Source organism: Arenibacterium halophilum (genome assembly GCF_005938225.1).
Classification (GTDB): Bacteria; Pseudomonadota; Alphaproteobacteria; order Rhodobacterales; family Rhodobacteraceae; genus Arenibacterium; species Arenibacterium halophilum.
In genome coordinates, this window is sequence record NZ_VCPC01000002.1 from 534005 (window position 1) to 552189 (window position 18185).

Below are 18185 nucleotides of genomic sequence, written 5' to 3' on the forward strand. Positions count from 1 at the left end.
CAAGGCTGGGACCCTGGTCAAATCGGGTAGATAGGAAAAAGCATCGCCACTCACGAAAGGAACGATGCGCTAACCCTATGTGTTGTCCGTGTTGGTTTCATGACCCATATGGGTTAAAAATTTGATCTTTTAGAAAATTTTTGTCAAATTTCGCAGCCGCAGGTTGTGTGTTTTCGAAAGAGGGACCCCATTCGCGACGATCCTGGCATAATCGATAGTGCTGGCAGCACGCGCGACCGCGTGATCGCGGCGATTTACGAAACCGTGATTCGCCCCGGCCTGTATGATTCGTTCATGGAGGCGTGGGAGCAGCACATCCGCTATGAACTTGGGAGGCTTGAAGAAACGATTTCTGCCTCTGGTGACACGCTTCCTGCGGATGCGCCTGAATTGGACATTGATCCGGGGTTGCAGGCGCATTTCGCCCGGGCCTACGAAATCCTCGAACAGTTTGGCCGCAAGATGCCACCGCCCGACATGGTCGAGGCGGTGCGCGGGGCCGAAGGCTTTGCGATCCTGCTGGATGCGGCGGGGCGCTGCATTGCCGTCAGCGCGCGTACCCGGGACACATTGCCCGATAAGCCCTGCCACGAAGCGGTGGCCGACATTCTTGTTGCGGGCAGCCGCGACCTGCTGGATCAGATGCTGGCCGCCGTGCAGGCCGGCAAATCCGATACGCCACCCGTGGTCCTGGCCACCGGAGTGCTGCCCCGCCATCTGATGGCGCGCGTTGTGAAGGCCCCGGCACAAACTGGCGGCAATGGGCTTGCGCTTGCGATCGAGGCGCTGGAGTACCGCTGGAGCAAACGTGCCGAAGCGATGCTGATTGCGTCCTTCTCATTGTCGCGCGCCGAGGTGGATATCGTGCGCCACCTGTTGGCTGGCCTCAGTCTGCGCGACATCGCCGCCCATACCGGACGGTCAGAACATACGGTCCGCAACCAGTCCAAGGCGGTGCTGGCCAAGACCGGTGCGCCGGGGCAGGTGGATCTGATCCGGCTGGTGGTGTTCCTGATCAATCAGGACACCCGCAACCGCAGCCGTCGCGCTGCCGCTCCGTCGATGACGCGGACAATGATGCGAATGTCGTCGGGCAAGGCGATGCAGCTGTACGACATGGGGCCGCGCGACGGCGTTCCGGTGATCTTCCTGCACGGAATGCTCGAGGGGCCTGCGGCGCTGGAGCACCATCACGACAGGCTGGTGTCAGAAGGGTTTCGCGTATTGATGCCCGCGCGGCCGGGGTACGGCCAGTCCGAACCGGCACATCGCCCACGGGGTACGATCGATCTGCTGCAATCCCATGTGGTCGAGCTGATCGAGACGCGCGGGTTGAAACGTCCGGTTCTGCTGGGCAACCTTGGAGGGGCACTGTTTGCCCATGTGCTGGCATGTCGCCTGCACGATCATGTGGCAGGCGCGGTGACCTGCTCCGGGCCTGCACCGATCACCCGGATCAGCCAGTTCGCCCAGATGGCGCCGCGCCAGCGCGTGGTGGCCTATACCGCGCGATTTGCACCGGCGCTGCTGCCCACGGTGCTGCGGGCAGGGATTGCCCAGATCGACGGCAATGAAATCGACGAATTCATGGCTGCGCTGTTCAAGCCCGGCACGCATGAATACGCGATGATCGAACGGCTGGGCGTGGCCGCCACGATGCAGGCCGGGTTCCGGTTCTCGGTCGAGCAGGGGCCATCGGGATTTGCCACCGACAGCCATTTTATCGTGCGCGACTGGAGACACGAAATCAGGGGCGCCAGCCCGCGTGTCATCAACCTGAAAGGCGAGATGGACACCATTGCCCCGGCGTCGATCATGGCAGAAGCAATGCGCGATCTGCCCAATGTCGAGGTCCGCGTGGTGAAAGACGCCGGGCAGTTGCTGATCTATGAAGCGCCCGATGTGGTGATCGACGCCCTGCGCGAGGTTTCGGGTGCGGATTAAATCACAGGTTCCGCGCCGAATGTTGCGTCAAAGCTGTGCATCAGCGCCACGTCCAGATCTTCCATCGTAACGGGCAGCCCCAGTTCGACAAGGCTGGTCACGCCGAAATCGCTGATCCCGCAGGGCACGATGCCATCGAAATGGCTCAGGTCTGGATCGACGTTGACGGAAATGCCATGAAAGCTGACCCATTTGCGCAGCCGGATGCCGATGGCGGCGATCTTGTCTTCGCTGAGAGTGCCGTCGGGGCGCAGGGGCCGGTCGGGCCGTTCGACCCAGACGCCGACGCGGCCTTCTCGGATGTCACCGGTGACGTTGAACTCGGCCAGCGCGGCAATGATCCAGCGTTCCAGCCGCTCGACAAAGGCGCGCACGTCACGCCCGCGCTGGTTGAGATCAAGCATCACGTAGGCAACACGCTGCCCCGGTCCGTGATAGGTATATTGCCCGCCCCGCCGCGCGGTAAAAACGGGAAAGCGGTCCGGATCGGTCAGATCCTCGGGCCGGGCGCTGGTTCCGGCGGTGTAAAGCGGCGGATGTTCCAGCAACCAGATGCATTCCTCGGCCCGGCCCGCGATGATGTCGGCGACACGCGCCTCCATCCACGAAAGCGCGGTGTCGTAAGGGGTCAGCCCGTCTGAAACGATCCATTCCATGACGGTTCCCTAGACGGTGGCCGCCTCTTGCGCAACGCGGCTCAGCGCCTGGGCATAGGTATCGACGCCCTGTGCCCCGCTGAGAAGGTACTTGCCGCCCAGAATGACGGCCGGCACGGCGCTGATGCCGCGATCGGTCCAGGCGCGCTGATGGGCGCGGGTGGCGTCGGCATGGCTGCCGGTCTCGAGAACGCCGCGCGCGGCGTCGCCATCCAACCCGACCGAGGCAGCAGTATCGACCAGCACGTCATGGTCCGACACATCGCGGCCATCGGTGAAGAAGGCCGTGAACAGCGCCAGTTTCAGCGGGTGCTGCAGGTTCTGCTCCACCGCCCAGTCCAGCAGCTGATGCGCGGCAAAGGTATTCACCATGCGCATGTCGTCGGCATAGTTGAAGGTAAACCCAAGCTCGGCGCCCAAAGCGGTCAGCCGGTCGCGCGCCGCGCGGCTTTGCTCGGGCGTGGTGCCATATTTCTCGGCCAGGTGTTCGCGCAGGTTTTGGCCCTCAGTGGGCATTGTGGGGTTCAGCTCGAACGGATGCCAGCGGATATAGGCGCCAAGTCCCACGCGCGTCAGCGCCTGTTCCAGCTGGCGATAGCCAACAATGCACCAGGGGCAGACAACATCCGATACGATATCGACCTGTATGGCGGCGGGTGGCTGTGTCATTGGTTGGGTCCTTTCTGGATTTGACGGGCAGCCGAGGCGGGATCCGGCCGTGATTTGGGGCCTCGGAAATATTTCTGACGTGGCAGTGCGTTCCGTGGCGTTTGCCCCTTCACAAGCCGAAGGCGGTCGTCTATAGCCCTGCCCACCAAGCCAAGATAGTGCGGTCGTGGCGGAATTGGTAGACGCGCAGCGTTGAGGTCGCTGTGGGGTAACACCCGTGAAGGTTCGAGTCCTTTCGACCGCACCACTTTTTCAGAAAATCAATGCTCGAAAGCTGTCGATCTTCCTGCGGCTTCTCCCATTCCCATGCAATCTCGCGGCCAAAAAAATCTAAGATTTTTTTGAACCCGGCGCCCGCAGTGCGGGCGCCTTCGAAAGAGATGTGTCAGCTGGCATCGAATTCCGCATGATAGCCGTCGATCAGGGCAACCTCGTCGCGGGCACCCAGGATGACTGGAACGCGTTGGTGCGGCTGGTCCGGCTCCACCTCCATGATCCGGGTGCGGCCTGTCGACGCCGCGCCGCCGGCCTGTTCGACAAGAAACGCCATCGGGTTCGCTTCGTAGAACAGGCGCAGCTTGCCGCCTTGGGTGCGGTTCTTTTCATCCATCGGATACAGGAACACACCACCCCGAATAAGGATGCGATGCACTTCGGCCACCATCGAGGCGACCCAGCGCATGTTGAACGTCTTGCCGCGCGGCCCGCTTTCGCCCTGCACGCATTCTTCGACATAGCGGCGCACTGGCGGCTCCCACCACTGCGCGCGGCTGGCGTTGATCGCGAATTCGCCTGCCGCGGCGGGGATTGCGATATCGTCGTGGGTCAGACGAAATTCGCCCAGCCCGGTGTCGAGCGTGAAGCCACGCACACCGTCGCCGGTCGACAGCATCAGCATCGTCGAGGGGCCATAGAGCGCATAGCCCGCGGCCACCTGTTCGACACCCGCCCGCAGCACGGTGGCATAATCGGTGGTTTCAGGCACGTCCTCCAGCCGCAGGATCGAGAAGATCGAGCCGACCGACACGTTCACATCGATGTTCGAAGAGCCATCGAGCGGGTCGAAGAACAGAACATAGCGGCCACGGGCGAAGCGCGCCGGGATCTCCTGTACCTCGTCCAGTTCTTCCGAGACCATGCAGGCCAGCACGCCGCTGTGCGCGCAATGTTCAAGGAAGATGTCATTGGCGATCACGTCGAGCTTCTTCTGCGTTTCGCCCTGGACGTTCTGCGACCCGTGGCTGCCCAGCACACCGGCCAGCGCCCCGTCGCGCAGGCTGGCCGAGATTGCCTTGCAGGCGGTCGCGATGCTGTTCAGAAGAATCACCAGATCGGTATCCAGCCCGGTTTCGCGGGCGGCGTGCAGCAGGTGCTGGTCGAGGGTCAGGGCGGTATCGGTCACGTCTCTCTCCGGTCGCATGAGGGCGCTTTGGCCCGTTGACCCCGTTCTTACGGTGTTGTGCGCCCGTGGGCCAGCCCGCGACGCCTGGTAGGGGCGTGGTCCCGGCGCTTGACAAGGGGCGGGCGGGCTGCGCAGATGCACCCCGCTGGTGCCCGGGGTCCGTCCCGGGTGAAAAGGGAATGCGACAGGGGCCGGAACGGACACCCAAGCGCAGCCGCCCCCGCGACCGTGACCGGAGAGGTTGCCCGATGGCCACTGGCGATATGCCGGGAAGGCGGGGTTGCCGGCAGGGAGTCTCCCTGACATCCGCAAGCCGGGAGACCTGCCAGCGTGACGACAACGTGAACCGGGCGGGGTGTTCCGGTGACGGGTCCTGCCTTGCGGGCCTGTGTGTGCCTTTCCCCGCCGAAGCTGGAACAGGACTGCCGACGTGAGCGACATGCCGCACCCGACCGAACTGCTTGTCTGTACCACCTGCCGCATGGGGCAGGAGATCGGGCCCGACGGGGTGCGCCCAGGGGCACGCCTTCATGCCGAGCTGACGACGATGGACTGGCCCGAGGGGGTGCACCTGCGCCCGGTCGAATGCCTGTCGAACTGCGACTCGGGCTGTTCGGTGGTGTTGCGCGGTGGTGCGCGGCGCTGGACCTATGTCTATGGTCGCCTGACGCCCGAAATGGCCGCAACCGTGCATGCGGGCGCGACGCTTTATCACCATACCGACAATGGGCTGGTGCCATGGCGCAGCCGCCCCGAACATTTCCGCAAGAACTGTATCGCCCGAATTCCCCCGCTGGAGACCCCGGAATGAACGACCTGACCAAACTTCCCGTGACCGTGATCACCGGCTTCCTCGGCTCGGGCAAGACCACGCTGATCCGCCATCTGATGCAGAACCCGCAGGGGCGGCGGCTGGCGGTGATCGTCAACGAATTCGGCGATGTTGGCGTGGATGGCGATATTCTGAAATCCTGCGCCATTCCCGACTGCCCCGAGGAAAACATCCTTGAACTCGCCAATGGCTGCATCTGCTGCACCGTGGCCGACGATTTCATCCCGACGATCGAGTCGCTGATGGCGCTGGACCCGCGCCCCGATCACATCCTGATCGAAACCTCGGGGCTGGCGCTGCCGAAACCGCTGCTGAAGGCCTTCGACTGGCCCGATATCCGCTCGCGCATCACGGTGGACGGGGTGATCGCGCTTGCCGATGCCGAGGCCGTGGCGGCGGGCCGCTTTGCGCCCGACGTGGCGCGGGTGGATGCCCAGCGTCTGGCCGACGACAGCCTGGACCATGAAACGCCGCTGTCCGAGGTGTTCGAGGACCAGATCTCCTGCGCCGATATCGTGCTGCTGACCAAGCCCGATCTGGCCGGGGCCGAAGGGATCGAGAAAGCGCGCGCGGTGATTGCGGACGAAGCGCCGCGCCCGCTGCCCGTGGTCGAGGTGGCCGAAGGCGCGGTTGACCCGCGCGTGATCCTGGGCCTTGGCGCCGCAGCGGAAGACGACATGGACGCCCGTCCCAGCCACCACGATGGCGCCGACGATCACGAGCACGACGATTTCGACAGCGTGGTGATCGAGCTGGACGAGGTCGAGGACGTGCCCGCGCTGGTCGCCCGGATCGAGACGCTGGCAAAGACGCGCAACATCCTGCGCGTGAAGGGCTATGTCGCCGTTTCGGGCAAGCCGATGCGCCTGCTGGTGCAGGCCGTGGGCGCGCGGGTGCGGCACCAGTTCGACCGCCCCTGGGGTCCGAATGAACCCCGCCGGACGCGGCTGGTGGTGATCGCCGAACATGACGACATCGATGCGCAGGCGATCCGCGCGGCGCTGGTGGGCTAGGGCGATGACGGCGGCGCGCCACGGCCGGGCAGGGGCCATGTGACATGCATGTGGTGTTCCGCGAAAGCCACGGGTTGGACGATGCCGACACGCCGGTCGACATGGGCCAAAGCCCGGCCGATCTGGTGGTGCTGTCGTTTTCCGACAGCGACCTTGGCGCCTTTGCGGCGGGCTGGCATCGGGCGCGCGGGGCGGGGTTTGAACCCACTTTGCGGCTGGCGAACCTGTCGGCCCTGCGGCACCCGCTGTCGGTCGACACCTATATCGAGAACACGCTGGAGCACGCGCGCGGCATCCTGATCCGGCTGATCGGGGGGCAGGCCTATTGGCCCTATGGGCTGCAACAGGTCGAACGGATCGCGCGCGACAAGGGCATCGCGCTGGCGGTGCTGCCGGCGGACGGGCGGCCCGATGCACGGCTGGATACGGTTTCGACCCTGCCGAAATCAACGCTGGATCACCTCGCCCGGCTGTGTGACGGCGGCGGGCCGGTCGCGGCGCAGGCGGCGCTGGCGCAGCTGGCCTTGGCCGCCGGGTTCTATGCCGGTCCGGTGCGCGGCGCGCGGATGGTGCCGCAGGTCGGCGCGTGGCAACCCGAGGGCGGCGTGATCTGCCCCGCCGTGGCGCTGCCGTTTGCGTCGGACAAACCGCGCATCGTGCTGACGTTTTACCGCGCCTATCTGGCGGCGGCCGATATGGCCCCGATTGCCGCGCTGTACCACGCGTTTCAGGCGCAGGGCTTCGACGTGGTCGCGCTGTTTGCGCCCTCGCTGAAGGCGCCCGTCGCGGCGGGGTGGCTGCGCCGACAGATCGCGCGGATTGCACCGCAAGCCATTGTAAACGCAACCGCCTTTTCCGCCATGGGCGACGATGGCCGCTCTCCTCTCGACGCGGCCGGGGTGCCGGTGTTTCAGGTCGCGTTGGCAACCTCGGACCGCGCCGCCTGGGAGGGGGGCGAGCGGGGCCTGTCGCCTGCCGATCTGGCGATGCATGTGGTTCTGCCAGAGGTCGATGGCCGCCTGTTCGCCGGCGTCATCAGTTTCAAGGAGCCGGGCGCGCGGGATCCCGATCTGGAATTTGCGCGGCTGGAACATCGCCCGGCGGCGGATCGGATTAATGCGGTGGTTGCGCGGGTCGCCGCCCACGTCGGCCTGCGTGCGAAAGGCGGGTCGGCGCGCCCGCTGATCGTGCTGTCGACCTATCCGGGCAAGCCGTGGCAGATGGCCCATGCGGTGGGGCTGGACGCGCTGGCCTCGGCGCAGGCGATCCTGTCGGATCTGGACGCGCCCGTGCCCGGCGATCTGGCGCAAGGCTTGCTGGACGACACGCTGGATTGGTCGCTGGGCGACTACCTTGCCGCGCTGGACACGCTGCCGCAAAGCCTGCGTGACGAACTGCATGCCGCATGGGGGCCGCCGCAGGACGATCCGGCCTGCCGCGATGGGGCATTCCGTTTTGCCGCGCTGCGCTGTGGCGCGGCCACCGTTGCCTTGCAACCCGAACGCGGGCAGGTGGCGGCGCGCGACGATGACTATCACGACCTGTCGCGCGTGCCGCGCCATGGCTATGTGGCGTTTTACCTTTGGGCGCGCCGCGCGCTGGGGGTGGACGCGCTGATCCACGTCGGTGCGCATGGCACGCTGGAATGGCTGCCGGGCAAATCCGTGGCGCTGGGCGATGCCTGCTGGCCCGAGGCGCTGATTGGCGATCTGCCAGTGGTCTATCCCTTTATCGTGAACGATCCGGGCGAAGCGGCGCAGGCCAAGCGGCGTATCGGGGCGATCACCATCGGCCACCTGCCACCGCCGCTGAAGGCCAGCGACACGCCCGACCGTTTCGTGCGGCTGGAAACCCTGCTGGACGAATTTTCCAACGCCGACGGGCTGGACCCGAAGCGCCGCGACCGGCTGCAAAGCGACATTCGCACCGAGGCGCAGGCGCTTGGGGTGGAAGATGACCTTGGCCTGGATCGCGCCGCCAGCACGGCCGAGGCGATCACCCGGATCGACCGCTTCGTCTGCGACATCAAGGAAAGCCAGTATGGCGACGGGCTGCATGTCTTCGCGCGCGCGCCGCAGGGGGCGATGCCGTTTGAAACCGCGGAGTCCATCACCGCCGAGGGGCAGAGCCTGCGCGCCGCGCTGTCGGGGCGGCAGGTCGCACCGGGGCCGTCCGGGTCGCCCTGGCGGGGGCGGGCCGATGTGCTGCCCACCGGGCGCAACCTGTTCACCACCGATCCGCGCAGCGTGCCCACGCGCTCGGCCCATGCGCAGGGCGTGAAGCTGGCCGAGGAACTGGTGCGCCGCCACCTGCAGGACGAAGGCGAATACCCGCGCGGTCTGGTGGTTGACCTGTGGGGATCGGCCACCATGCGCACGGCGGGCGAGGAATTCGCCATGGCGCTGCACCTGCTGGGCGTGCGGCCCGTGTGGGACGCCGGGAGCGAGCGTGTCTCGGGCATTGAAATCCTGCCGATCACCGACCTGTCCCGCCCGCGCATCGATATTACCCTGCGTGTCTCGGGCCTGTTCCGCGATGTCTTCCCGACTCTGACCGCGCTGTTCGCCCGTGCCTTGCGGGCGCTGGCCGAGCGGGACGAGGCGGCGGATTGGAACCCCTATGCCGGGCAGGCGATGCGGCCGCGCATCTTTGGCCCGGCGCCGGGCAACTATGGCGTGGGTATGGGCGATCTGGCGGAAACCTTCACCGACGCCGCGCGGATGCAGGCCGGGCAGGCCTGGCTGGACGCCAGCGCCTGGGCGCTGGATGGGGCCGAACCGGTCGCCGACCGTGCCGCGCTGGCCGAAAGAGTCGCGGCGGCGGATGCCTTCGTGCACCTTCAGGATCTGCCGGAAACCGACGTTCTGCTGGCCGCCGATTATGCCAATCACGAGGCCGGGTTTGCCGCTGCCAAGCGCGTAACCGGCGGAGGCGAGGCGCGGCTGTATCATCTGGATTCCACCGATCCTGCCGCCCCGCGCGCGCGCCTGCTGCCCGAGGAAATCGCCCGTGTCGTCCACGCCCGCGCCGCGCATCCGGGCTGGATCGCGGGGATGCAGCGCCACGGCTTTCGCGGGGCGGCGGAAATTGCCGCAACGCTGGATCACATAGCGGCCTTTGCCAACCTGGCGCAGGCGGTTGGCCCGCATCTGTTTGACACCTATTACGCGGCGACGCTGGGCGATGTTCAGGTTGCCGCCTTCCTTGAACAGGCCAATCCCGGCGCGCATCGTGCCATGGTCGACCAGTTCCGCGCCCTGGCCGAGGCCGGGCTGTGGCAGACGCGGCGCAACTCCATCGCCGCCGGGCTGGCCGCGTCATGAGCGAACCAGTCGTAAAAGGATGGTGCCCCGGCGCGTATCGCCCGATGATGTCGGGCGACGGGCTGATCGTGCGGGTGCGCCCGCGTCTCGGGCGGCTGAGCCGGGCGCAGGTGCTGGGCCTCTGCGAGGCCGCCGCCACCCATTCCGGCGGCATCATCGACCTGACCAACCGCGCCAACCTGCAACTGCGCGGCGTGGCCGAGGACGCGCACGAGCCGCTTCTGGCGCAGCTCTTCGCGCTGGGGCTGGTTGATGCCGACCCCGAAACCGAGTCGCGGCGCAATTTGATCGTCGCGCCCTTCTGGCAGCCCGGCGACCTGATTCACCGCATCGCTGCCGAGCTGAGCAATCGCCTGCACGAATTGCCCGATCTGCCCGCCAAATTCGGCTTTTCCGTCGATTGCAGCGTCTCGCCCTTGCTAGCCGGAGAATCCGCAGACATCCGGGTGGAACGCACCGCAACCGGCGGCATCCTTGTGCGCGCCGATGGGCGCACCGCGGGCCGGGCCGTCGCCCCGGAAGAGGCGGTCGACACCGTTCTGGCGCTGGCCCATTGGTTCGCCACCAACCGGGGCGAGGCGCGGCGCATGGCTGTCGTGTCGGACCAACTGGGCGAGGATTGGGCGCAGGAATTCTCCGCACCGCCACGCCCGCGCCCCGATGCCGGGCCGCATGCCGATGGCATGATGGTCGGCGTGCCATTTGGCAGCACAAGCGCCCCGGCGCTGGCCGCGCTGGTCGAGCAAACCGGCGCGCAGGCGGTGACGGTCACGCCGTGGCGTCTGCTGCATCTGCCGGGGGTGGCCCATGTGCGCCGCCCCGGTTTCATCACCGAACCGGGCGATCCACTGCTGGCGACCCATGCCTGCCCCGGTGCGCCGCTGTGCCCGCAGGGCACCGTTGCCACCCGCGATCTGGCGCGCGCGCTGGCGCCGCGCGTTGGCGGGGGGCTGCATGTCTCTGGCTGCGCCAAGGGCTGCGCCTATCCGCGCCCCGCGCCGCGCACGCTTGTCGGGCGCGAGGGCGCCTTTGATCTTGTCCGAGAGGGGTGTTCATGGGATGAGCCCGAATTGCGCGCCCTGTCGCCCGATACGCTTTTGAACCGACCGGAGCTGTTGTGAATGCCCTACACCTATGAAACCGACGGCGCCGCCATCTATGAACAATCGTTCCGCACCATCCGGGCCGAGGCCGATCTGGCGCGGTTTCCGGCGGACGAGGAACAGGTCGCCGTGCGCATGATCCACGCCGCCGGGATGGTGGGGCTGGAGCAGTTCATCCGCTTTTCGCCCGGCGTGGTGGCAGCCGCGCGTGACGCGCTGACTGCCGGCGCGCCGATCCTGTGCGATGCGCGCATGGTCAGCGAAGGCGTGACCCGCCCGCGTCTGCCCGCCGACAACGACATCATCTGCACCCTGCATGACGACGGCGTGCGCGACCTTGCCGCGCGCATGGGCAACACCAGAAGCGCCGCCGCGCTGGAACTGTGGCGCGACCGATTGGAGGGCGCGGTGGTGGCCATCGGCAATGCGCCCACGGCGCTGTTTCACCTGCTGAACATGCTGGAGGACCCGGGCTGCCCGCGCCCTGCGGCGATCATCGGCTGCCCGGTGGGCTTTGTCGGCGCGGTCGAATCCAAGGACGCGCTGTGGCAGGCCCAGCCGGTGCCCAGCATCATCGTTGAGGGCCGTCTAGGCGGCAGCGCGATCACCGTCGCGGCCATCAACGCCATCGCGAGCCGCGCGGAATGAGCGCGCCGGGCACCATTCACGGCGTCGGCCTTGGCCCCGGCGCGGTCGACCTGATGAGCGTGCGCGCCGACCGCCTGCTGCGCAACGCCCGCCATGTGGCGTTCTTTCGCAAGGCCGGGCGCGCCGGGCAGGCGCGCGGCATCGTCGAGGGGCTGCTGCACCCCGAGGCGGTGGAATTTCCGATGGAATACCCGGTGACGACCGAAATTCCGCTGAGCGATCCGCGCTATAATGAAATCCTTTCGGAATTCTACGAAACCTGCGCCGCGCATCTGCGCGCCCTGTCGGCGCAGGGCGAGGATGTGGTGGTGCTGTGCGAAGGCGATCCGTTCTTCTACGGGTCCTTCATGCACCTGCATTCGCGGCTGACTGGCAATACCCCGGTGCAGGTGGTCCCCGCGACCACGGGCATGTCGGCGGCCTGGACGGCGACGGGCCAGCCGGTGACATGGGGCGACGATGTGCTGACCGTGCTGATGGGCACCTTGCCAGAGGGTGATCTGACCCGCCGCATGAAGGATACCGACGCGCTGGTGGTGATGAAGATCGGGCGCAACATGCCCAAGATCCGCCGCGCGCTGGAATCCGCCGGGCTGCTTGCCCGCGCCTGGCTGGTGCAATACGCCGCCATGGCGCGTGAAACCGTGCAGCCGCTGGCCGAGGCCGATTGCGAAAATGCGCCTTATTTTTCGATCGTCATCGTGCACGGGCAGGGGCGCCGGCCATGAGCGGGGGCGTCGTCATCGCGGGCCTTGGCCCCGGAACCGAGGCGCTGATAACGCCCGAGGTCTCGTCGGCGCTGGACTGGGCCACTGATATCGTCGGCTATATTCCCTATGTGCGCCGCGTGACGCCGCGCGCGGGGCTGACGCTGCATGAAAGCGACAACCGGGTTGAACTGGACCGCTCGCGCCACGCGCTGGAAATGGCCAGCGAAGGGCGGCGCGTTGTCGTGGTGTCCTCGGGCGATCCCGGCGTCTTTGCCATGGCCTCGGCCGTGTTCGAGGCGGTGGAAGCGGGGCCCGAGGCCTGGCGCGCGCTGGACATCCGCGTGCTGCCCGGCATCACCGCGATGCTGGCGGCGGCGGCGCGGGCGGGCGCGCCCTTGGGTCACGATTTCTGTGCCATCAACCTGAGCGACAACCTCAAGCCCTGGGCGCTGATCGAGAAGCGGTTGCGCCTTGCCGCGCAGGCGGATTTCGCGATGGCCTTCTACAACCCGCGCTCGAAATCCCGCCCCGAAGGCTTTGGCCGTGCGCTGCGTCTGTTGCAGGAAGAATGCGGCGACGCGCGCCCGATCCTCTTCGCGCGCGCTGTGTCCACCCCCGAGGAACGCATCACCTGCGTGCCGCTGACCGAGGCGACCGAGGATATGGCGGATATGCGCACCGTCGTGATCCTGGGCAATTCGGCCACCCGGATCATCCCGCGCCCCGAGGGGCAATTCGTCTATACCCCAAGGTCCGTCCCGGAATGAGCGAGCCAGTCGAACACCGCGTCGATGTCGTGTACCTCGGCCCGCTGCGGCAGGGCGGGGCGGTCGATCATCAGCATCGGGATCGACAGCGCGCGTGCGGCATCCACCTTGGCACGCGCGCCGCTGCCGCCGGCGTTCTTGGCGACGACCAGCTCGATCCCGTGGCGCTGCATCAGGGCGATGTCCTGCTCCACCGTGAACGGCCCGCGCGACACTTCGATCGCGCAGTCGGGCAGGGGCAACGGGCCATCCGGCGCATCGACCAGCCGCAGCAGGTAGAAATGCGCGGGTTGCGTGGCGAAGGCGTCCAGATGCATCCGGCCAATCGCCAGCATCACACGCCGCTTCGGCCCCTCCAGCGCGGCGACGGCGGCGGGAATGTCGGGCACATGGTGCCAGTTGTCGCCCGGTTGCGCCTCCCACGGTTGGCGGGTCAGGGCCAGCAGCGGGATGTTGCAGGCGGCGCAGGCGGCAACCGCATTGGCGCTGATCCCGGCGGCAAAGGGGTGCGTGGCATCGACCACATGGGTGATGCCTGTGTCGCGCAGCCAGTCGGCCATGGCCTCGACCCCGCCGAAGCCGCCGACACGGGTCGGCAGCGGTTGCGCCTTAGGGTCGGCGACACGGCCCGCGTAGGAAAACACCGCGCGCAATCCCGCATCGCTAATGGCCTGGGCCAGCGCGGTCGCCTCGGTGGTGCCGCCCAGCACCAGGATATGTTGCGCCATGTCTGAGGATCCCTGGCTTTCCATCATCGGGTTGGGCGAAGATGGACCGGATGGGTTGTCGCCCGCAACCCGTCAGGCACTGGCGCGCGCCGAAATCGTGATGGGTCCGCTCAGGCATCTGGCGTTGCTGGGCGAAACAGGCGCGGAGACCATTGCATGGCCGGTGCCCTTTGCCGATGGGGTGGAGCGTCTGCTGGCGCTGCGGGGGCGTCGGGTGGCGGTGCTGGCCTCGGGCGATCCGTTCTGGTTTGGCGCGGGCAGCGTGCTGGCGGCGCGGCTGTCGCCGGGCGAATGGCGCGCCTATCCGGGGCCGTCGTGCTTTTCGCTGGCCGCCGCGCGGCTGGGCTGGCCGCTGGAGCGGACCGCCTGTTTCAGCCTGCACGCCGCGCCGTTCGAACGGCTGCGCGCGCACCTGGCCCCTGGCGCGCGCGCGATTGCCACGCTGCGCGACGGGGCGGCGGTGAATGAGCTGGCCGCATGGCTGACCGAGCAAGGCTTTGGCCTGTCCTCCCTGCGCGTGATGGAGGCGTTGGGCGGCCCGCGCGAACGTGTCCGGCTGGTTCACGCCGACGCCTGCGCGCTGGCAGATGTGGCCGCGCCGGTCTGCGTTGCCATCGAAGTGGCGGGCACGGGCCGCATGTTGACCCGCGCGGCAGGGCGGGCGGACGAATGGTTCGACAATGACGGACAGATCACCAAGCGCCCGGTGCGCGCGCTGACACTGTCGGCACTGGCCCCGCGCGCGGGCGAACATCTATGGGACATCGGGGCGGGATCTGGGTCAATCGCCCTGGAATGGCTGCTGAGCGGTGACACCTGCACCGCCACCGCGATCGAGGGCAACGCGGCCCGTGCTTCCAACATCCGCGCCAATGCCGCGCGGCTGGGGGTCGACCACCGGCTGACGCTGGTTGAAGGGCGCACGCCCGAAGTGCTGACGCAAGAGCTGGCCGCGCCTGATGCGGTGTTCATCGGCGGCGGGCTGTCACAAGATCTGCTGGATGCGCTGTGGGTGAAGGTCGCGCCAAACACCCGGCTGGTCGCCAATGCGGTGACACTGGAATCCGAGGCTCTGCTGGCTGCATGGCATGAGGACAAGGGGGGCGATATGCTGCGTATCGAATTGGCCAAAGCCAAGCCGCTGGGAAATCGTCGCGGCTGGGCTTCGGCCTATCCGATCGTACAATGGAGCGTGACACGATGAGAGTTGCCGGATTGGGATTTCGCCACGGTGCGACCGAGCAAAGCCTTGCCGACGCACTGGCCCGTGCCGGGGGCGAGGTGACCGCCCTGGCCACACCCGCCGACAAGGCCGAAGCGCCCGCGATCGTGGCGCTGGCACAGACGCTGGGCCTTCCGGTGGTGGCCGTGCCGGGGCTCGACCTGCGCGCCGCACCCACGCTGACGCATTCCGACCGCGTAATGGCAAAGCGCGGCACCGGGTCGGTGGCCGAAGCCGCCGCGCTGGCTGCTGCCGGGCCGAGTGCCCGGCTGGTGGCGGCACGCGTTGTCTCGGGCGACCGCATGGCGACCTGCGCCATCGCAACAGGGGAAGTTGAATGACCGTCCATTTCATTGGCGCCGGGCCCGGTGCCGCCGACCTGATCACCCTGCGCGGACGCGACATCATCGCCTCTTGCCCGGTGTGCCTCTATGCCGGGTCTCTGGTTCCGCGCGAAATTCTGGGCCATTGCCCCGAAGGTGCGCGAATCGTGAACACCGCGCCGATGGATCTGGACGCGATCATCGACGAAATCCGCCGCGCGCATGAGGCCGGGCAGGACGTGGCCCGGCTGCATTCGGGCGATCTGTCGGTCTGGTCCGCGATGGGCGAACAGATGCGCCGGTTACGCGCGCTGGATATTCCCGTGTCGGTCACTCCGGGCGTGCCGTCTTTTGCCGCCGCGGCGGCGTCTTTGGGCGCGGAACTGACGCTGCCGGGGCTGGCGCAATCGGTGGTGCTGACCCGCACGCCGGGGCGCGCTTCGTCGATGCCGCAGGGCGAGACGCTGGCGAATTTCGCCGCCACCGGCGCGACGCTGGCGATTCACCTGTCGATTCAGAACCTTGCGCAGGTGGTGGCCGATCTGACCCCGGTCTACGGCGGCGACTGCCCGGTTGCGGTGGTCTATCGCGCCAGCTGGCCGGATGAGCGCATCCTGCGCAGCACGCTGGCCCGGATCGAGGGTGAAATGGACGACCAGATCGCGCGTACCGCGATTATCCTTGTCGGTCCGGCGCTGGGCGGCGAGGGGTTCGCGGAAAGCTGCCTGTATTCGGCGGATTACGACCGCCGCTATCGCCCGCAAAGTGCCGAGTCGCCCTGGTCGGAGTGGAGCGAACAGGATGGCTGAGGTTCCCGGCGTCCTCGTGTCCGCCCCGGGATCGGGCACCGGCAAAACCACTGTGATGCTGGGCCTGCTGCGCGCGCTGCGCGAGGACGGGCTGACGGTGCAGCCGTTCAAGAGCGGACCGGACTACATCGACCCGGCCTTTCACCTTGCGGCGGCGGGGCGCGCGTCGTTCAACATCGACAGCTGGGCGATGAGGGCGGGGCTGATCGCCTCGGTCGCGGAACAGGCGCAGGGCGCCGATATGGTGGTGGCCGAAGGGTCGATGGGCCTGTTCGATGGCGTCGCCTTTGCCGGGGCCTGCGGGCATGGCACCAGCGCGGAAACCGCGATCCGAATGGGCTGGCCCGTGGTGCTGGTACTGGATATTTCCGGTCAGGCGCAATCGGCGGCGGCCACGGCGCTGGGGTTCCAGCGCTACAACCCCGATCTGCGCCTTGCGGGCGTGATCCTGAACCGCTGCGCCAGCCCGCGTCACGAACGGCTGACCCGGCTGGGGATGGAGCAGGTGGGCATTCCGGTGCTGGGCTGCCTGCCGCGCCGGGGCGACCTGGCGCTGCCTGAACGCCACCTTGGCCTGATCCAGGCGGTCGAACACCCCGATCTGGAAGCCGCGATCGCCGGATATGCCGCCTTCCTGCGCGAGAATGTCGATCTGGCCGCGATCCGTGCGGTAGCCGGGGCGCGGGCGCTGACGGATACGCCCACCGGGCTGCCGCGCCCGCCCGCGCAGCGCATTGCGCTGGCCCGCGACGCGGCGTTTTCCTTTACCTATCCGCATGTTCTGGAAGGCTGGCGCGCCGCCGGCGCCGAGATCGTGCCGTTTTCGCCACTGGCGGATGACGCCCCCGATGCCAGCGCCGATCTGGTCTGGCTGCCGGGCGGCTACCCCGAGCTGCATGGCGCCACGCTGGCCAGCGCGACCCGCTTTCGCGAAGGGCTGCGCCGCCACGCCGAAACCCGGCCTGTGCATGGTGAATGCGGGGGCTACATGGCGCTTGGGCAGGCGCTGATCGACAAGGATGGCACCCGGCACGAGATGGCCGGGCTGCTGGGTCTGGTGACATCTTACGAAAAGCGCAAGTTTCACCTTGGCTATCGCCGCGCCGTGCTGCGCGCGCCGATGCCGGGGCAGGGCGTTGGCTCGGCGCTGCGGGGCCACGAATTCCATTACTCCACCATTCTGGACGCGCCCGACGCGCCCCTGGCCCGCGTGAGCGACGCCGAAGGTGCCGAGGTGCCGGAAACCGGCTCGGCCCGGGGCCATGTCACCGGCAGCTTCTTTCACATGATCGCCGAAGAAGGGCAGGGAACCAAATGACCGGATTTGTCAGCTTTGTCGGTTCTGGCCCCGGCGACCCGGAATTGTTGACGCTGAAGGCGGTCGACCGGCTGAAACGGGCCGAGGCGGTGCTGTTCGACGATCTGTCGTCGGGCGCCTTGCTGGGCCATGCGGGCAAGACGGCCGAACTGGTCGGGGTGGGCAAACGCGCCGGGCGGCCCTCGCCCCGGCAGGATCACGTCAGCCGCCTGCTGGTCGATTACGCGCAGACCGGCGCGCGGGTGGTGCGGCTCAAAAGCGGCGATGGCGGCATTTTCGGCCGTCTGGAAGAGGAAATCGTCGCCCTGCGTGCGGCGGGTATTCCTTACGAGATCATCCCCGGCGTGCCTTCGGCCTGCGCCGCAGCTGCGGCTGCCGGGATCCCTCTGACGCGGCGGCTGACCGCGCGGCGGGTGCAGTTTGTCACTGGCCACGATGTATCCGGCGCGCTGCCCGAAGATCTGAACCTGGCCGCGCTGGCCGATGCGCAGGCCACGACGGTGGTCTTCATGGGCAAACGCACCTTTCCGCGCCTCGCCGCGCTGCTGACGGGGGCCGGGCTGCCGGGCGATACGCCTGCCTTGCTGGCGGAATCGGTGGGCGGCGCGGAACAGAGCCTTGAGCGCAGCACCATCGACGCGCTGGCCCAGCGGTTCCAGGGCGATCCAGGCAGCGCGCCGGCGCTGATCCTTTATGGCCCGCTGGCCGAGGCCTAGGC

Annotated in this window: 17 protein-coding genes, 1 tRNA gene and 1 riboswitch; of the genes, 14 read left to right on the top strand and 4 right to left on the bottom strand. The window is 67.6% G+C overall.

The genetic code is table 11. From position 1 onward, the window contains the following. Positions 1 to 240: 240 nt before the first annotated feature. Positions 241 to 1944, top strand: a complete 1704-nt coding sequence (locus tag FGK64_RS09300) for a bifunctional helix-turn-helix transcriptional regulator/alpha/beta hydrolase (RefSeq protein ID WP_138863534.1) — start codon at positions 241 to 243, stop codon at positions 1942 to 1944. Here FGK64_RS09300 and lipB read toward each other — a convergent pair. Both lipB and FGK64_RS09310 read right to left on the bottom strand, forming a co-directional pair. Further along, positions 1941 to 2600 (bottom strand): lipoyl(octanoyl) transferase LipB, encoded by a 660-nt coding sequence (lipB, locus tag FGK64_RS09305; RefSeq protein ID WP_138863535.1) that lies wholly within the window; start codon positions 2598 to 2600, stop codon positions 1941 to 1943. The genes FGK64_RS09300 and lipB overlap by 4 nt on opposite strands. A gap of 9 nt (positions 2601 to 2609) precedes the next feature. After that, entirely contained in the window at positions 2610 to 3269 is a 660-nt protein-coding gene (locus tag FGK64_RS09310) for a DsbA family oxidoreductase (protein WP_138863536.1), read from the bottom strand. A 160-nt stretch (positions 3270 to 3429) separates the two neighbouring features. Between FGK64_RS09310 and FGK64_RS09315 the strand changes: the two genes are divergently transcribed. Then, positions 3430 to 3516, top strand: a tRNA-Leu gene (locus tag FGK64_RS09315). Positions 3517 to 3654: 138 nt separating this feature from the next. Here the strand turns inward: FGK64_RS09315 and FGK64_RS09320 are convergent. Next, complete coding sequence (locus tag FGK64_RS09320; protein WP_246057716.1) at positions 3655 to 4671, bottom strand: class 1 fructose-bisphosphatase; 1017 nt, start codon at positions 4669 to 4671, stop codon at positions 3655 to 3657. A gap of 129 nt (positions 4672 to 4800) precedes the next feature. Further along, positions 4801 to 5015: riboswitch (cobalamin riboswitch) on the top strand. Positions 5016 to 5110: 95 nt separating this feature from the next. Between FGK64_RS09320 and FGK64_RS09325 the strand changes: the two genes are divergently transcribed. Genes FGK64_RS09325 through cobJ form a run of 7 tightly spaced genes read left to right on the top strand, consistent with a single transcriptional unit; the run spans position 5111 to position 13067 of the window. Beyond that, positions 5111 to 5482, top strand: a complete 372-nt coding sequence (locus FGK64_RS09325; RefSeq protein ID WP_138864274.1) for a DUF1636 family protein — start codon at positions 5111 to 5113, stop codon at positions 5480 to 5482. Beyond that, complete coding sequence (gene cobW / locus FGK64_RS09330; protein WP_138863538.1) at positions 5479 to 6516, top strand: cobalamin biosynthesis protein CobW; 1038 nt, start codon at positions 5479 to 5481, stop codon at positions 6514 to 6516. The genes FGK64_RS09325 and cobW overlap by 4 nt, the downstream gene beginning before the upstream one ends. A 44-nt stretch (positions 6517 to 6560) precedes the next feature. After that, on the top strand, positions 6561 to 9839 hold the full coding sequence (cobN, locus tag FGK64_RS09335; protein ID WP_138863539.1) for a cobaltochelatase subunit CobN: 3279 nt from the start codon (positions 6561 to 6563) through the stop codon (positions 9837 to 9839). Beyond that, positions 9836 to 10960 (top strand): precorrin-3B synthase, encoded by a 1125-nt coding sequence (cobG, locus tag FGK64_RS09340; protein ID WP_138863540.1) that lies wholly within the window; start codon positions 9836 to 9838, stop codon positions 10958 to 10960. Before cobN ends, cobG begins: the two co-directional genes overlap by 4 nt. After that, complete coding sequence (locus tag FGK64_RS09345) at positions 10961 to 11590, top strand: precorrin-8X methylmutase (RefSeq protein ID WP_138863541.1); 630 nt, start codon at positions 10961 to 10963, stop codon at positions 11588 to 11590. It begins immediately after the preceding gene. Continuing rightward, complete coding sequence (locus FGK64_RS09350) at positions 11587 to 12318, top strand: precorrin-2 C(20)-methyltransferase (protein WP_138863542.1); 732 nt, start codon at positions 11587 to 11589, stop codon at positions 12316 to 12318. The genes FGK64_RS09345 and FGK64_RS09350 overlap by 4 nt, the downstream gene beginning before the upstream one ends. Then, complete coding sequence (gene cobJ / locus FGK64_RS09355; RefSeq protein ID WP_138863543.1) at positions 12315 to 13067, top strand: precorrin-3B C(17)-methyltransferase; 753 nt, start codon at positions 12315 to 12317, stop codon at positions 13065 to 13067. The genes FGK64_RS09350 and cobJ overlap by 4 nt, the downstream gene beginning before the upstream one ends. On the opposite strand, the gene FGK64_RS09360 is transcribed toward cobJ, so the two are convergent. Continuing rightward, a complete protein-coding gene (locus tag FGK64_RS09360; RefSeq protein WP_138863544.1) occupies positions 13040 to 13795 on the bottom strand; it encodes a cobalt-precorrin-6A reductase in 756 nt (251 codons plus the stop codon). The genes cobJ and FGK64_RS09360 overlap by 28 nt on opposite strands. On the opposite strand from FGK64_RS09360, the gene cbiE reads away from it, so the two are divergent. Genes cbiE through cobA form a run of 5 tightly spaced genes read left to right on the top strand, consistent with a single transcriptional unit; the run spans position 13794 to position 18183 of the window. Then, positions 13794 to 14999 carry a precorrin-6y C5,15-methyltransferase (decarboxylating) subunit CbiE gene (gene cbiE / locus FGK64_RS09365; protein ID WP_138863545.1) on the top strand — a complete coding sequence of 402 codons (1206 nt, stop codon included), beginning with the start codon at positions 13794 to 13796 and terminating at the stop codon, positions 14997 to 14999. The genes FGK64_RS09360 and cbiE overlap by 2 nt on opposite strands. Then, positions 14996 to 15358, top strand: coding sequence for a cobalamin biosynthesis protein (locus tag FGK64_RS09370; RefSeq protein ID WP_138863546.1), 363 nt, complete (start codon positions 14996 to 14998; stop codon positions 15356 to 15358). Before cbiE ends, FGK64_RS09370 begins: the two co-directional genes overlap by 4 nt. Then, positions 15355 to 16149, top strand: a complete 795-nt coding sequence (cobM, locus tag FGK64_RS09375; protein WP_138863547.1) for a precorrin-4 C(11)-methyltransferase — start codon at positions 15355 to 15357, stop codon at positions 16147 to 16149. The genes FGK64_RS09370 and cobM overlap by 4 nt, the downstream gene beginning before the upstream one ends. Then, entirely contained in the window at positions 16142 to 17467 is a 1326-nt protein-coding gene (locus FGK64_RS09380) for a cobyrinic acid a,c-diamide synthase CobB (RefSeq protein ID WP_138863548.1), read from the top strand. Before cobM ends, FGK64_RS09380 begins: the two co-directional genes overlap by 8 nt. Beyond that, positions 17464 to 18183 (top strand): uroporphyrinogen-III C-methyltransferase, encoded by a 720-nt coding sequence (gene cobA / locus FGK64_RS09385; protein WP_138863549.1) that lies wholly within the window; start codon positions 17464 to 17466, stop codon positions 18181 to 18183. The genes FGK64_RS09380 and cobA overlap by 4 nt, the downstream gene beginning before the upstream one ends. Positions 18184 to 18185 lie beyond the last annotated feature (2 nt).

Coding starts and splice junctions, on each gene's coding strand:
- FGK64_RS09370 (WP_138863546.1), top strand. CDS start 14,996: ATGAGAGTTGCCGGATTGGGATTTCGCCACGGTGCGACCGAGCAAAGC.
- FGK64_RS09350 (WP_138863542.1), top strand. CDS start 11,587: ATGAGCGCGCCGGGCACCATTCACGGCGTCGGCCTTGGCCCCGGCGCG.
- cobG (WP_138863540.1), top strand. CDS start 9,836: ATGAGCGAACCAGTCGTAAAAGGATGGTGCCCCGGCGCGTATCGCCCG.
- FGK64_RS09325 (WP_138864274.1), top strand. CDS start 5,111: ATGCCGCACCCGACCGAACTGCTTGTCTGTACCACCTGCCGCATGGGG.
- lipB (WP_138863535.1), bottom strand. CDS start 2,600: ATGGAATGGATCGTTTCAGACGGGCTGACCCCTTACGACACCGCGCTT.
- cobJ (WP_138863543.1), top strand. CDS start 12,315: ATGAGCGGGGGCGTCGTCATCGCGGGCCTTGGCCCCGGAACCGAGGCG.
- cbiE (WP_138863545.1), top strand. CDS start 13,794: ATGTCTGAGGATCCCTGGCTTTCCATCATCGGGTTGGGCGAAGATGGA.
- FGK64_RS09310 (WP_138863536.1), bottom strand. CDS start 3,269: ATGACACAGCCACCCGCCGCCATACAGGTCGATATCGTATCGGATGTT.
- cobN (WP_138863539.1), top strand. CDS start 6,561: ATGCATGTGGTGTTCCGCGAAAGCCACGGGTTGGACGATGCCGACACG.
- FGK64_RS09345 (WP_138863541.1), top strand. CDS start 10,961: ATGCCCTACACCTATGAAACCGACGGCGCCGCCATCTATGAACAATCG.
- FGK64_RS09380 (WP_138863548.1), top strand. CDS start 16,142: ATGGCTGAGGTTCCCGGCGTCCTCGTGTCCGCCCCGGGATCGGGCACC.
- FGK64_RS09360 (WP_138863544.1), bottom strand. CDS start 13,795: ATGGCGCAACATATCCTGGTGCTGGGCGGCACCACCGAGGCGACCGCG.
- cobM (WP_138863547.1), top strand. CDS start 15,355: ATGACCGTCCATTTCATTGGCGCCGGGCCCGGTGCCGCCGACCTGATC.
- cobA (WP_138863549.1), top strand. CDS start 17,464: ATGACCGGATTTGTCAGCTTTGTCGGTTCTGGCCCCGGCGACCCGGAA.
- cobW (WP_138863538.1), top strand. CDS start 5,479: ATGAACGACCTGACCAAACTTCCCGTGACCGTGATCACCGGCTTCCTC.